This window comes from Streptomyces sp. NPDC021012 (assembly GCF_044333355.1).
GTDB lineage: Bacteria > Actinomycetota > Actinomycetes > Streptomycetales > Streptomycetaceae > Streptomyces.
The window spans coordinates 163,366-176,017 of record NZ_JBIRQU010000002.1; the positions used below are offsets into that span (position 1 = coordinate 163,366).

13 protein-coding genes are annotated in these 12,652 nt (G+C 73.2%); 5 read left to right on the top strand and 8 right to left on the bottom strand.

All coding sequences use genetic code 11. From position 1 onward, the window contains the following. Window positions 1-33 precede the first annotated feature (33 nt). A complete protein-coding gene (locus tag ACH4TP_RS06025; RefSeq protein WP_398435994.1) occupies window positions 34-1,521 on the bottom strand; it encodes a long-chain fatty acid--CoA ligase in 1,488 nt (495 codons plus the stop codon). Between the two features lie 160 nt (window positions 1,522-1,681). On the opposite strand from ACH4TP_RS06025, the gene ACH4TP_RS06030 reads away from it, so the two are divergent. After that, entirely contained in the window at window positions 1,682-2,833 is a 1,152-nt protein-coding gene (locus tag ACH4TP_RS06030) for a PucR family transcriptional regulator (RefSeq protein WP_389234475.1), read from the top strand. Window positions 2,834-2,855: 22 nt separating this feature from the next. Here the strand turns inward: ACH4TP_RS06030 and ACH4TP_RS06035 are convergent, their stop codons facing one another. From ACH4TP_RS06035 to ACH4TP_RS06050, 4 genes are all read right to left on the bottom strand, one after another. Next, on the bottom strand, window positions 2,856-3,308 hold the full coding sequence (locus ACH4TP_RS06035) for a DUF5709 domain-containing protein (RefSeq protein WP_389234440.1): 453 nt from the start codon (window positions 3,306-3,308) through the stop codon (window positions 2,856-2,858). 66 nt (window positions 3,309-3,374) lie between these two features. After that, on the bottom strand, window positions 3,375-3,542 hold the full coding sequence (locus ACH4TP_RS06040) for a hypothetical protein (protein WP_398180143.1): 168 nt from the start codon (window positions 3,540-3,542) through the stop codon (window positions 3,375-3,377). A 150-nt stretch (window positions 3,543-3,692) separates the two neighbouring features. Then, entirely contained in the window at window positions 3,693-4,220 is a 528-nt protein-coding gene (locus ACH4TP_RS06045) for a hypothetical protein (protein ID WP_398435996.1), read from the bottom strand. Window positions 4,221-4,336: 116 nt separating this feature from the next. Continuing rightward, window positions 4,337-5,590, bottom strand: a complete 1,254-nt coding sequence (locus ACH4TP_RS06050) for an NADH:flavin oxidoreductase/NADH oxidase family protein (RefSeq protein ID WP_398435998.1) — start codon at window positions 5,588-5,590, stop codon at window positions 4,337-4,339. Between the two features lie 96 nt (window positions 5,591-5,686). On the opposite strand from ACH4TP_RS06050, the gene ACH4TP_RS06055 reads away from it, so the two are divergent. Then, window positions 5,687-6,289: a TetR/AcrR family transcriptional regulator gene (locus tag ACH4TP_RS06055; protein WP_389234430.1), complete on the top strand. Its 603-nt coding sequence runs from the start codon at window positions 5,687-5,689 to the stop codon at window positions 6,287-6,289. A gap of 75 nt (window positions 6,290-6,364) precedes the next feature. Beyond that, on the top strand, window positions 6,365-7,465 hold the full coding sequence (locus ACH4TP_RS06060; RefSeq protein ID WP_398180132.1) for an ABC transporter substrate-binding protein: 1,101 nt from the start codon (window positions 6,365-6,367) through the stop codon (window positions 7,463-7,465). A gap of 28 nt (window positions 7,466-7,493) precedes the next feature. Here the strand turns inward: ACH4TP_RS06060 and ACH4TP_RS06065 are convergent, their stop codons facing one another. The 3 genes from ACH4TP_RS06065 to ACH4TP_RS06075 are packed head-to-tail and all read right to left on the bottom strand — an operon-like array spanning window position 7,494 to window position 9,961. Beyond that, window positions 7,494-8,060 carry a GNAT family N-acetyltransferase gene (locus ACH4TP_RS06065; protein ID WP_398436000.1) on the bottom strand — a complete coding sequence of 189 codons (567 nt, stop codon included), beginning with the start codon at window positions 8,058-8,060 and terminating at the stop codon, window positions 7,494-7,496. Further along, the gene (locus ACH4TP_RS06070; protein WP_398436002.1) at window positions 8,057-8,440 is read right to left on the bottom strand and encodes a VOC family protein; all 384 of its coding nucleotides are present in this window, start codon (window positions 8,438-8,440) and stop codon (window positions 8,057-8,059) included. The genes ACH4TP_RS06065 and ACH4TP_RS06070 overlap by 4 nt, the downstream gene beginning before the upstream one ends. 42 nt (window positions 8,441-8,482) lie before the next feature. Further along, window positions 8,483-9,961 carry an MFS transporter gene (locus ACH4TP_RS06075; protein ID WP_398436004.1) on the bottom strand — a complete coding sequence of 493 codons (1,479 nt, stop codon included), beginning with the start codon at window positions 9,959-9,961 and terminating at the stop codon, window positions 8,483-8,485. 103 nt (window positions 9,962-10,064) lie between these two features. On the opposite strand from ACH4TP_RS06075, the gene ACH4TP_RS06080 reads away from it, so the two are divergent. Both ACH4TP_RS06080 and ACH4TP_RS06085 read left to right on the top strand, forming a co-directional pair. Then, the gene (locus ACH4TP_RS06080; RefSeq protein WP_398180120.1) at window positions 10,065-10,916 is read left to right on the top strand and encodes a helix-turn-helix transcriptional regulator; all 852 of its coding nucleotides are present in this window, start codon (window positions 10,065-10,067) and stop codon (window positions 10,914-10,916) included. A 241-nt stretch (window positions 10,917-11,157) separates the two neighbouring features. After that, window positions 11,158-12,651 (top strand): IMP dehydrogenase, encoded by a 1,494-nt coding sequence (locus ACH4TP_RS06085; RefSeq protein ID WP_398436006.1) that lies wholly within the window; start codon window positions 11,158-11,160, stop codon window positions 12,649-12,651. Window position 12,652 lies beyond the last annotated feature (1 nt).

A 12,652-nucleotide genomic window follows, 5' to 3' on the forward strand; every position in this document is an offset into this window, starting at 1 on the left:
GGATCGGGGAGACGCCGCGGCCGCCCCGGATCCTCACTCCGCGGGCGCGGTGATCTCCCTCTTGAGGATCTTGCCGCTCGGTCCCAGCGGCAGCGCGTCCACGAACCACACCCGGCGCGGGTACTTGTAGGCCGCCACGCGGTCCTTGACGTACTCCCGCAGTTCCTCCGGGGTGGCCTCCGCGGCGGGGCGGAGCACGATCGCGGCCGCGACCTCCTCACCGAGCGCGGGGTGCGGGATGCCGACCACGGCGGCGAGGGCGACGGCCGGGTGCTCGTGGAGGACCTCCTCGATCTCGCGCGGGTACACGTTGTAGCCGCCGCGGATGATCATGTCCTTCTTGCGGTCGACGATGTAGAGGTAGCCGTCCTCGTCGGCGCGGGCGAGGTCGCCGGTGCGCAGCCAGCCGTCGGGGATCGCCGCCTCGGTCTCCTCGGGGCGGTTCCAGTAGCCCTTCATCACGTTGGGTCCCCGGACGGCGAGTTCGCCGGTCTCGCCCTGGGCCACGTCCTGGCCCTTGTCGTCGAGGATCCGTACCTCGACGTCCCGGATGGGGGTGCCGATGGAGCCGGCCTTGCGGGGCCGTTCGGGGTGGTTGAAGGTGACCACGGGGCTGGTCTCGGACATGCCGAAGCCTTCGAGGACCGGACAGCCGAAGCGCCGCTCGAAGCCGTGCAGGATCTCCACCGGCAGCGAGGCGCCGCCGGAGACGCACATCCGCAGCGTGGAGACGTCCGCCTCCGACGGGTGCTGGAGCAGCGCCGCGTACATGGTCGGCACGCCCTCGAAGACGGTGGCCCGCTCGCGGGCGATGGCGTCGAGGACGGTTCCCGGGTCGAAGCGCGGGATCAGGACGAGCGAGGCGCCGCTGCGGACGGCCACGCTCATGGTGCAGATCTGGCCGAAGATGTGGAACAGCGGCAGACAGCCCACCACCACGTCGTCCGGCGTCATCTGCTGGACGTGGACGCTGTTGACCTCGGTGTTGTGCCGCAGGCCCGCGTGGGAGAGGACGGCGCCCTTGGGGCGGCCGGTGGTCCCGGAGGTGTAGAGGAGGACGGCCATGTCCTCGTCGCCGGTGTCGGCGACCTCGGGCAGCGGCTCGTGCCCGGCCAGCGTCGCGGCGAACGCGGCGGGTTCGACGGCCGTGTGCGGCACGCCCGCGGCGGCGGCTCCCTGGGCGCCCTCGCCCGGCGCCTGGTGCCACTCGAAGAGCCGCACCGCGCCGGAGTCGGCGAGGTGGAACTCGGTCTCCCGGGTCTTGAGGAGCGGGTTCATCGGCACGACGACCGCGCCGACGCGCAGGATGCCGTAGTACAGCACGACGAACTCGGGGACGTTGGGCAGCATCAGGGCGACCCGGTCTCCGGGCCGCACGCCCTCGGACCGCAGCAGGGCGGCGGCGCGGGCACTGCGCTCGTCCAGCTCCGCGTACGTGATGACCCGCTCCCCCAGGCGCAGCGCGGGGCGCTCGGGCTGCCGCCCGGCCGTCTCCACGAGGAACCCTGCCAGATTGGCCATGACCCGCCTCCGTTACACGGAATCGCCGAATGTTTACATCGTCGACATATTGCAGGCGCCTGCGGCCCCGGCCTATGGCCGGTGGGACAAGGGACTGCCCTCCGGATTGTCCCCGGTCACAATCCGGTGGCGTTAAGCTGCGCTGATGATCCTTTCGGGCGTGGCGGCGGCACTTCAGGCGGGCCTTCCGGAGCTGGGCGAGCGCATGGCGCTGCGCATCCGCGCGGAGGTCGAGGCGTACGAGGACGAGGCGCTGATCCCGCTGGATTCGCTGCGCCGCTCCTGCACCGCCAACGCGGGCCTCATCCTCGCCCACCTCCGCCTCGGAGGCGCCCCGGACGCGAGTTCGGCCCGTGAGACCGGGCGGCACCGTGCCGAGCAGGGGGTTCCGCTGGCGGACACGCTGCACGCGTACCGGATCGGCTCGCAGCTCCTGTGGACGGAGATCCTCGCCGAGGCCCGTGCGCGCCCCGAGATCTCCGACGGTCTCCTGCTGTCGGAGTCGACGGAGTTCTGGGCCTTGTCCGGTCTGTACGCGGAGGAGGTGGCGGTGGCCTACCGGGAGGCGGCCGCGGAGCTCACCGCCCAGGGGCAGGCGAGGCGTTCGGCCCTGGTGGAGGCGCTGTTCACCGGCATCGCCACCGACCGCACGCTGTGGGAGACCGCCCGCGAACTGGAGCTGCCCGAGCACGGGCCCTATGCGGTCGCCGCCGCGAAGGCCGGCGCGCCCGGCGAGGAACCGCTCGTCGGGGCGGAGGCGGCGCTGCGCCAGGCGCACCTCCCCTCCGCCTGGCGGCTCCTGCCGGACCAGCAGCTCGCCCTGATCGCCCTGCCCACGGCGGCGGCGGAGGCCGCCTGTCTGCGCATCCTGCGCCGGACGCGCGCCCGAGTGGGCTTCAGTCCGTGCTTCCACTCCTTGCGGGACACGCCGCAGGCCCTGCGCTTCGCCCGTCTCGCCCTCGCCGGTCTGGGGGGCACCGGCCCCGGTGTGGCCCGCTTCGACGACAACCCGCTGGCCATGGTCGTCGCCGCGGCCCCGGCCGAGGCCGCGCACCTGATGGAGGTGGTGCTCCGGCCGGTGCTGGACCTTCCGGCCGCGGAGCGGTCCCGGCTGCTGCGGACCCTGGAGCACTGGTTCGCCGCGGCCGGCTCGGCCGGTGCCGCGGCGAAGACCCTGTTCGTGCACCCCAACACCGTCCGTTACCGCCTGCGGCGCGTGGAGGAGCTGACGGGCCGGTCCCTCTCGGATCCGCGGGCGACGGCGGACATCGGCGCGGCGCTGCTCGCGGTGCGCGATCCTGGGGCGAACTGAACGGCCCCGCCACCGGGCGGGGTCATTCCTCGTCGACGATGTGCATCGCGGCTTCCTCGGCGGACGCGGCGCCGCCGTCGAGCCCGAGGTCCCGGGCGTTCAGTTCCGAGCTGATGGGTCCCGTGCCCTGGTCCTCGGCCATCAGCCGGCCCGCGCGACGGCCGCCGACCTGGTCGTCGAGGAGTTCCCCGTCGGTGTCCGTCGTGTCGCCGAGGCCGTCGCCGTCGGGGACCGGGAGGTCGGGCTCCTCCTCCGCCAGGCGCTCGTCGAGGGACTCACCGCGCTGCCGTTCGGCGGCGGTCACCCCCGTGTGCTCGGCCCCGAGGGGCCGTTCGGGCGGCGAGTACCCGGCGTCGAGGGGGTCGCCGGCCGGCCCCTCGAGGGTGTCCTCGTAGTCCAGGAGGCCGACGTCGTCCTGGACGTCGCTACCGTCGGGCTGGTAGACGTCGTCGCCCCACGCTTCCACCTCGGTCATGTGGAACTCCGTTCCTGCGGCAGGGCCCTCATCCGTTCCCAGGTCCACGACGGCTCTCGTCCGGGTTCACTCCTCCCGCTCGAAGTCGGCCTCGGCCCGCTCCGCGTCGAGATCGGCCTGGGCCCGTGCGTACAGGTCGTGGACGAACTTCCGGGCGTCGTCCGGCGAGATGCCGACGCCGAGCCGGAGCAAGCGACCCGTCCAGGAGCCGAGCGGATCGTCGGGTTCGGTCATGGCGCCTCCTGAGGGGAGTGCGGTCGCTGCCGGCCGATGCGGGTGCGTGACGGTTCCCTGTTCTCCTTCCATGCTCCCCGCCTGCGGTGCGCGCGCAACCCGATGCCGGCGGGGGCCGGGACGGTCCCGGCCCGCGTCCGAGGGGCGGTCTCAGCCCATCCACCGTCGCAGCAGTTCCTCGCGCTGCGCCCCGCGCGGTGTTCCGCCCTCCCAGGAGCGGCCCCATTCCGCCATGGCCGCCAGCGTCGTCGCCATCGTCGCGGCGCCCTCCGTGAGGCGGGACAGGAGGGCCAGGGAGAGCTCGACCTCCGCCGGGGAGTAGCCGACGGCCGCGGCCACGTAGGCCTTCAGCTCGTACGCGCCGTCGTGCGACTCCAGGTCCAGCGTCATCATCGGCGGGACCTCGCCGCCCACGCCCGGCCCCAGGGTCATGGCCAGGTTCATCACGATGTCGAGGGCCACCTCCGTGACCACGCCGACCTGTCGCTTCAGGGACTTCACGGGGACGTCCGACACCGTCAGGGCGCGCACGTCCTCCCACAGGTGGAGGCCGGACTGTCCGTCTCCGAGGGCCACCACGCCGTCGGGGGTCAGGCGTACCCCGGGTGCCTGGCCGGTCGGTTTCGCGCCCACGTACACGTCGCCCTCGGCGATCCAGAACAGGCCCACCATGGCCATGGCTTGCTCACTTCCCCCGACGGTGGCGCGCCGCCGCCGTGTCACACGTCAAAACGATCAGGTCGCCCTCCGGAACGTACGGGAGGTCCGGGAGGTTCCTGCTTCCGGACCGGCCCTCATCCCCGGCCGGCGCCGGTCCGCGGCGTGGTCAGCCAGGCGCGGTAGCCGCGCAGGGCCACGCGCTGCTTCCGCTGCTCGGAGATCAGGGCGATCGCGGGGTGGGTGCCGGGCCTGGGGTTCCTTCCGCGGGCGAGGCGGCGCATCTGGTGGCGGACCCCCGCCATGCCGGCGGCCGAGGCGAGGGTCTTGTCGGACCAGGTCACCGGCCGCATCTGCCGGTCGGCCTCGCGGCCGCTGCGCCAGCGCTCGGGCAGGTCCGGGGTGACGGCGAGGGCTGTGCCCATCCCGACGACCGCCACTCCGCTGTCGAGGACCTTCTCGGCCGTGTCGCGCCGGGTGATGCCGCCGGTGAGCATCAGCGGGACGGGACTGGTCCTGACGAGGTCCTCGGCGAGGTCGAGGAAGTAGGCCTCGCGGGCCCGGATGCGGTCGTCGGCGGGACGGCCGGTCATCGCGGGGCTCTCGTAGCTGCCGCCGGACAGTTCGACCAGGTCCACGCCGAGCGGTTCCAGCATCGCGATGACCTGCCGGGCGTCGTCGGCGTCGAAGCCTCCGCGCTGGAAGTCGGCGGAGTTGAGCTTCACCGCGACCGCGAAGGACGGGGAGACCTCCGCGCGCACGGCGCGGACGACGTCCAGGAGCATCCGGGCCCGGTTCTCCAGTGAGCCGCCCCACCGGTCGGTGCGCTTGTTGACCAGCGGGGAGAGGAACTGGGACAGCAGGTAGCCGTGCGCGGCGTGGATCTCGACCCCGTCGAACCCCGCCTGCTCCGCGCGCCGGGCCGTGACGGCGAACCGGGCGACGGTCTCCTCGATCTGCCGCGCGGTCATGGCGGTCGGCCGGCCGAAGCGGCCGCTGTGCTTCCCCAGGTCGACGCCGATGTCGGAGGGGCCCCAGACGACGCCGGGCATGTCGGAGGCGACCTGGCGGCCGGGGTGGTTGATCTGCATCCAGATCGCGCCGCCGCCGGACTTGCCCGCCTCGGCCCAGCGGGCGAACGGCTCCAGCGGCGCGTGCTCGTCGAGTACGACTCCGCCGGGGCCGGTCAGCGCCTCGGCGTGGACCATCACGTTGCCGGTGATCAGCAGCCCGGTGCCGCCGGCGGCCCAGCGCCGGTACAGCGTGATCAGCCGCCGGTCGGGGAGCTGGCCGTCACCGGCCATGTTCTCCTCCATGGCCGCCTTCGCGATCCGGTTGTTCAGTGTCCGCCCGGAGCGCAGGGGCAGCGGCGAGAACAGCTCACTGGTCATCTGTGGATTTCCTCTTCCATGGCGATCGCCTACGATGTGTACACCACTCACATTAGGACACCATGTAAGCGGCGCAAACATTCGAGAGGGTGACCTATGTCGCAAACGGGTACGTATCACCACGGCGATCTGCGCGCCGCCTGCCTGCGCGCCGCGCGGGAACTCCTTGAGGAGGACGGCAGCGCCGGGCTCTCCCTGCGCGCGGTCGCCCGGCGGGCCGGCGTCTCGGCCACGGCTCCCTACCGCCACTACGCGGACCGCGACGCGCTCGTCTCCGCCGTCGCCGCGGAGGGGTACCGCGAGCTCGCCCAGCACCTGACCACGGCCCGTCCCGCGCCGTCGACGCCCGAGGACCTCGCCGCGGTCGCCGTCGTCTACGTCCGGTTCGCGCTCGACCACCCCGCCCTGTTCCGGGCGATGTTCGCCGAGCCGTGCGACCCGACCGACGAGGAACGGGTCGCCGCGACCGAGGTCATCCTGGAGTACGTCCGCCGCATGGTCCGCGACGCCTTCCCCGGCACGGACGAGGCGGGCGCCCTTCCGACCACCGTGTGGGCCCTCGTCCACGGCCTGGCGTTCCTGCACCTCGACGGCAAGCTCGACGCCTCCTCCCCCGAGGTGGTCGCCACCCAGGTACGGGCCGCCGTGCACGCCCTGTTCACCGCCACCTCGGCACCCGTCGGGCCGTCGAACGGATAATCGGTTGCCCGGGGGCGACACCCGTGGTTCCAATGACCGGCACCACCACCCGGGTCCGAGGGAGACACCACCCCGATGAACACGCCCCCGTCGCCGTCCGCAGCCGGATCACCGATCCGCCTGGGAGCCCTCGTCCCGCTGACGCGGCCCGGCTGGGTCGAGGCGGGACGGCACCTGCTCGCGGGGCTCGACCTGGCCGTGGGCGAGGTCAATGACGCGGGCGGGATCGACGGCAGGCCCCTGGAGCTGGTGGTGCGGGACACCGCGGCCGACCCGGAACGCGCCGTGGCGGCCGTGGACGAACTGGCCGGCCTCGGCGTGGCCGCCGTGGTGGGCGAGTACCACAGCGTCGTCGCCCGCGCCGTCGCCGCCCGGGCCGATGCCCTCGGGCTGCCGTTCCTCTGCTCGTCCGCGGTGCTCGACGGGCTGACCGAGGAGCCGACGGAGTGGGTCGCGCGCGTGGCCCCGGCCCAGTCGCACGGTTGGCGGACCTACGCGGACTTCCTCCTCTCCACGGGCCGGCACCGGATCGCCGTGGCGACGCAGCCGAGCGTCTACTGGGCGTCCGGCACCCGCGTCCTGCGGGACCGCCTCGCCCCGCTCGGCGGCAGCGTCGTCGAGCTCGACGCGAACGCGCTCGCCCCCGGGGCCCTGTGCGACGCGCTCGTCGACCACGGCGTCACCGCGCTCCTGCTGCTTGTGGGCAGTCCGGAGCCGGCGGTGCCGATCGTCCGGGCCGTCCGTGGCGACCGGCGGCTCACCGAGCTGCTGGTCGGCGCCCCGGCCGGGCAGCCGGAGTTCGCGGGATGGGCCGAGGCACTGGGCGAGGACGGCGCCGGGATCCCGTTCCTGCGCTACCTGCCCGAGCGCCTCGGCCCGCTCGGCGAGCGCGTCGCGAAGGAGCTCCGCGAACGGCTGGGCGAAGCGCCCTCGTTCGTCGCCTTCGAGGGCTGGGACACCGTCACCGTCCTCGCCGAGGCGCTGCGTTCCCACGGCCCGGACCGTACGGCCGTCGCCGGGTCCTGGCCGCGCGTGGCGGTCGAGGGGACGCGCGGGCCGATCCGCTTCTCCCGCACACCGGGCATCGGCGTGTGGCAGTGGACCTGGGCCCCCGTCCAGGTCGTCGACCGGGACCCCCTGTCCCCCGAGCGCTTCCGCGTCCTCCACACCGGCTGAGCGGGCGCGGCGGCCGGAAGGGAGTGCCTCAGGCGCTCGCGCGCCGGACGTGCAGGTGGCCGTCGTGGGGGAAGGCGGGCGGCGACGCGGGCAGGATGCCGTCGAAGTCGTACCGGCTCTTCTGCGCGACCCGGCACGACGCCGGGTTGTCCACCTGGTGCAGGAGTTCGAGACGCTCGAGACCGTCGGCCCCGAAGGTGTCGAAGGCCCAGGCGGTGAGGGCCTCCAGGGCGCGGGGGGCCACTCCCCGCCCCCGCGCGCGTGCCGCGGTCCAGTAGCCCACCTCGGCCGCCGGTCTGCCGGGGGCGGCTCCCTTGAGGACCACGCTGCCCGCCAACTGTTCCCGAACCGGACCGGGTCGCACCTCCAGGACGGCGAAACCGCGCCGGTCCCCCGTCACCCAGCCCTGCTGCTGGGCCCGCACCCACCGCGCCGCGTGCGCGTCGTCGTCCACGCCCGGCTCCGCCCACAGGCGCAGTCCGGGGTCCCCGCTCACCTCGACCAGCGCGGCGGCGTCCTCCGTCCGCCAGGGGCGGAGGACGAGGGCGGGAGAGGCGGGCGTCGCGGGCGCGTGAAGGACGACGGGGGCGGTCACGAGGCCACGGCCGCTCGGTCGGAATCGCTGCGCAGCACGCAGAACTCGTTCCCCTCGGGATCCGCGAGCACGGCCCAGCCCGAACCGTCGGCGTTCCGGTGATCGGCGACGAAGGTGGCGCCGAGGCCGAGGATCCGCTCCACCTCCTGATCGCGCGAGGTCTCGGGGCGCAGGCACAGGTGGAGCCGGTTCTTGACCGTCTTCGGTTCGGAGACCTGGTTGAAGTACAGCACAAACCCCTCCGCGAGGAGCACCTGCGTCTCATGGGCGCCCGGCCTGTCCTCCGGGTCCAGCGGACGGCCCGTCACCTCGCTCCAGAACCGCGCCAGTTCGTAGGCGTCCGCGCAGTCGATCGCCACATTCTGCAATACCGAGACCATGAGGGGTGATCTTTCCCGATCTCCGGGCCGGACGCCAACGGGTCACGTCCACCGGCCGCCGTTCCCGGCGGGGCGGGGCAGCCGGCGGCGGGCCACCAGGCCCAGGACGAGGTGCAGCAGGGCGGCCACGGCCGCTGCCCCGTGCATGCCGGTGACGAAGGCGGACCTGGCGTCTTCGGCCGTCGGGCCCGTCAGGCCCGGGAGTCGCAGCGTCTCGTCGAGGGTCGGGGCGAGGCCGGGGCCCCGGAGGCGGAACAGCAGGGCGGCGAGCGAGCCGAGCAGGGCGATGCCGAGGGCGTTGCCGATCTCGTTGCTGGTCTCGGCGATCGCGCCCGCCGAGCCGGCCCGTTCGGGCGGGACCGCGCCGACGGCGGTGTCGGCGACGACGGCGAAGGAGATGCCGTAGCCGAGGCCGGCGACCGCCGTGGAGGCGACGTACCAGCCGGTTCCGCCGGTGGCGGTGGTGGGCAGGAGCAGCAGCAGTCCGGCGGCGACGGAGAAGTGGCAGACGAGCAGGGCGGTGCGCCTGCCGACGCGGTCGACCAGGGCCGGTGTGACGACGCAGCTCACGGTCAGGACGACCGCGCCCGGCAGCGCGAGGAGGGCGGCCGTCAGGACGGGGACGCCGAGGACGGACTGCAGGTAGACGCCGGCCAGGTAGGCGGCGGCCGACCACGCGGCCAGGGGCAGCAGGCCGGTGATCACCGCGATCGTGAAGACCCGGTCGCGGAAGAGCGTGAAGTCGATCAGCGGGTGGTCCAGATGCCGTTGGCGGAGGACGAACCACGCCAGTACGGCGACGCCCGCCGGTACGGCGAGTGCCGCCGGTCCCGTCAGGCCCTCGGCCGCGGTGCGTTTGACCCCGTAGACCGTCAGCAGCAGACCGGCCGCGGAGGTCACCACACTGGCGAGGTCGACGCGTCCGGGGCGGGTGGCGCGCACCTCGCCGAGCAGGCGGGGCGCGAAGGACAGGAACAGGGCGATGACGGGGAGGTTGACCAGGAACACCGAACCCCACCAGAAGTGCTCCAGGAGCAGACCGCCGATGACCGGTCCGATCGCGAAGCCCGCCGCGAACGCCGCGGCGAAGACGCCGATGGCGCGCGCCCGCTGCCTCGGGTCGGTGAACAGCTCGCTGAGGACGGCCAGGGCCGACGGGAGGAGGGTCGCTCCCGCGATGCCCATCACGGCGCGGGCGGCGATGAGCAGCTCCGCCGTCGGCGCGGACGCGGCGGCGGCCGAGCCGGCGCCGAAGAGGACCGCGCCGGTCATGAGGAGCCTGCGGCGCCCGTACCGGTCGCCGATGTTCCCGAAGGCGATGAGCAGCGAGCCCACGGCGAAGCCGTAGACGTCCAGGATCCACAGTGCCTGGTCGGCGCCGGGAGCGAGCGCCCGGCCGATCCCCGGCATCGCCAGGAACAGGATGGAGCCGTCCATCGAGACCAGCAGCACGGGGCCGAGGACGACGAGCAGCCCGAGCCACGCCCGGACGTCGCTGCCGCTTGAGGTGTGTCGCGTCATGCCTGCCACGCTCGGGCCCGGCGCCTCCCCGAGCCATCCACCCGCTGTGGGTACACCTGACGGGTGCACCCACCCGGACCCGGGGCTGCCTAGGCTCGACGCCATGCAGAGCCTCGGAGCGTTCCTCAAGAGCCGACGCGACCGGATCACCCCCGACCGGATCGGACTTCGCACGTACGGGACCACCCGCCGCGTTCCGGGGCTGCGCCGCGAGGAGCTCGCCCATCTGGCGGGGGTCAGCGCCGGCTACTACACGCGCCTCGAACAGGGGCTGGCCGAGACCGCCTCCGCGCAGGTGCTCGGCGCCCTCGCGCGCGTACTGGAACTGGACGAGGTGGAGACCGCGCACCTGCACGACCTCGCCCGGCAGCCCTCCCGTCCCGCTCTGGCCGAACCGCCGCGGGAGGAGCCCCATCCGCGTGTCCTCTCCCTCCTCGCCTCGCTGGCGGAGGCGACGCCGGCGGTCGTGCTCGGCAGGCGCGGGGACGTGCTCGCCTGGAACCGCACCGGCCACGCCCTGTTCTTCGAGCACGTCGACTTCGCCGCGCCCCTGCGCCCGGACACCCGCCCCTCGATTCCGAGGATGTTCTTCCTCGACCCCCTGACCCGGGATCTGTACCGCAACTGGGAGGAGCTCGCCCGCGTCCACGTCGCCTACCTCCGGCTGACGGCCGGACGGTTCCCGACGGACGCGCGCCTGGCGGGGCTCATCGGTGAACTGACCATGAGAAGTGATCGGTTCGCCGCGATGTGGGCGAGCGGCGAAGTCGCCGACTGCACGATCGGCGACATGCGTCTGCGGCACCCCGTCATCGGCGCCGTGGACGTCGCGTACCAGGTCTGGCTCCAACCCGACAGCCCCGACCACCGCTTGGAGGTCTACACGCCGAACGACACCGCGTCCGCCGACGCGTTGCGGATCCTCGCCGACGGGCCCGTACGAGCGGTGCGCTAAGATCACGTATGGCGTCATGGAAGTCAACGCCTGTGCAGCACAGCCGGGTTCGGATCTGTCGTGCCTTCGTCGTCGATGCGACCGCGCGTGCGAGCACTGCCCCGCCGGGCGCGCCCGCTCTCCACACGTACAGAGCGCCTCCTTCCACCCGTGCGCAACCGGCCGGCATCGATCCGCACTGCCCGTTCGAGCCTCGCCGACCCGCCGCGACCCGGCGCGCAGGCTCCTTGCTGGAGACGATGTGAAAATCCTTCCCGAGATCTCTCGTACGCTGAGTGAGTACCTCCTCATTCCCGGCCTGACCACCGAAGACTGCACACCCGACAACGTGGATCTCAGCGCGCCGCTGGTGCGTCACCGGGTCGGCGAGGAGGCGGGAATCCGGATCGCCACCCCCATGGTGAGCGCCATCATGCAGGCGGTGTCGTCGCCGACGCTGGCGGTGGCGCTCGCGCAGGTCGGCGGCCTTTCGTTCATCCACCAGAACCAGCGGATCGAGGAGCAGGCCGCGGACGTGCTGGCCGTGAAGCGGCACAAGGCCGGCTTCCGGACCAGCGAGGTCACCGTGGCGCCGACGACGCCCCTCGGCGAGGTCTCCCGGCGGCTGACCGACACCGAGCAGGGCGTGGCCGTGGTCACGCGGAACGGGGAGGCCGACGGCGCGTTCCTCGGGATCATCAGCCTCGACGACTTCCACCTGGAGCGCCACGGGGCGTACGAGACCGCCGGCAACCGGATGCGGGGCCGCGACGACCTGGTCACCGCGCCGGCCGCGGTCTCGCTGTCCGAGGCGAACGAGCTGATCTGGCAGCACCATCTGGACGTCCTCCCGGTGGTCGAGGACGACCGGGTCGTCTCCCTGGTCCTCAAGCGGGACTACCAGGCCCACAAGACGTACCACCGGGCGACCGTGGACGGCGAGAAGCGGCTGCGCGTCGGCGCCGGCATCAACTCCCGTGACTTCAAGGACCGCATCCCCGCCCTGGTGGAGGCCGGTGCGGACGTGCTGTGCCTGGACTCCTCCGACGGCTATTCCGTGTACCAGGCGCGGACCGTGGAGTTCGCCCGGGAGACGTACGGGGACGACGTGCACGTCGGCGCGGGGAACGTCGTCGACGGCCGGGCCTTCCGTTATCTGGCCGACGCGGGCGCGGCGTTCGTGAAGGTCGGCATCGGCGGCGGGGCCATCTGCACCACCCGGGCCCAGAAGGGCATCGGCCGCGGGCAGGCCTCCGCGCTGCTCGACGTGGTCGAGGCCCGCGACGCCTACGCGCAGGAGACCGGGGTGTACGTGCCGCTGTGCTGCGACGGCGGTCTGCTCAACGACTCGCACATGGCGATGGCGCTGGCGATGGGCGCGGACTTCATCATGCTCGGCCGCTACTTCGCCCGGCTCGACGAGAGCCCGTCGCGGAAGATGCAGATCGGCGGCCAGTGGTACAAGGAGTACTGGGGCGAGGGCTCGCGGCGCGCGCAGAACGCGGCCCGGTACGGTCAGCGCGGCCAGATGGTCTTCGAGGAGGGCGTCGACGGCTACGTGCCCTACGCGGGCAGCCTGTACGACAACGTGGAGCGGACCCGTGCGAAGCTCACGTCGACGATGATCAGCTGCGGGTCGACGAACCTGCGGGACTTCCACCGCGACGCGGTGCTCGTCCCGGTGTCGGCGGAGTCCTTCAAGCAGACCGGCGCCGAGGTGCAGTTGCGCCGGCCGACCATCGACTCCGGCGAGTGAC

Excerpts from the sequence above, each read along its gene's own strand:
- ACH4TP_RS06060 (WP_398180132.1), top strand. The coding sequence starts at position 6,365 with ATGAACACGCCCCCGTCGCCGTCCGCAGCCGGATCACCGATCCGCCTG.
- ACH4TP_RS06070 (WP_398436002.1), bottom strand. The coding sequence starts at position 8,440 with ATGGTCTCGGTATTGCAGAATGTGGCGATCGACTGCGCGGACGCCTAC.
- ACH4TP_RS06075 (WP_398436004.1), bottom strand. The coding sequence starts at position 9,961 with ATGACGCGACACACCTCAAGCGGCAGCGACGTCCGGGCGTGGCTCGGG.
- ACH4TP_RS06055 (WP_389234430.1), top strand. The coding sequence starts at position 5,687 with ATGTCGCAAACGGGTACGTATCACCACGGCGATCTGCGCGCCGCCTGC.
- ACH4TP_RS06080 (WP_398180120.1), top strand. The coding sequence starts at position 10,065 with ATGCAGAGCCTCGGAGCGTTCCTCAAGAGCCGACGCGACCGGATCACC.
- ACH4TP_RS06050 (WP_398435998.1), bottom strand. The coding sequence starts at position 5,590 with ATGACCAGTGAGCTGTTCTCGCCGCTGCCCCTGCGCTCCGGGCGGACA.
- ACH4TP_RS06025 (WP_398435994.1), bottom strand. The coding sequence starts at position 1,521 with ATGGCCAATCTGGCAGGGTTCCTCGTGGAGACGGCCGGGCGGCAGCCC.
- ACH4TP_RS06035 (WP_389234440.1), bottom strand. The coding sequence starts at position 3,308 with ATGACCGAGGTGGAAGCGTGGGGCGACGACGTCTACCAGCCCGACGGT.
- ACH4TP_RS06045 (WP_398435996.1), bottom strand. The coding sequence starts at position 4,220 with ATGGCCATGGTGGGCCTGTTCTGGATCGCCGAGGGCGACGTGTACGTG.
- ACH4TP_RS06040 (WP_398180143.1), bottom strand. The coding sequence starts at position 3,542 with ATGACCGAACCCGACGATCCGCTCGGCTCCTGGACGGGTCGCTTGCTC.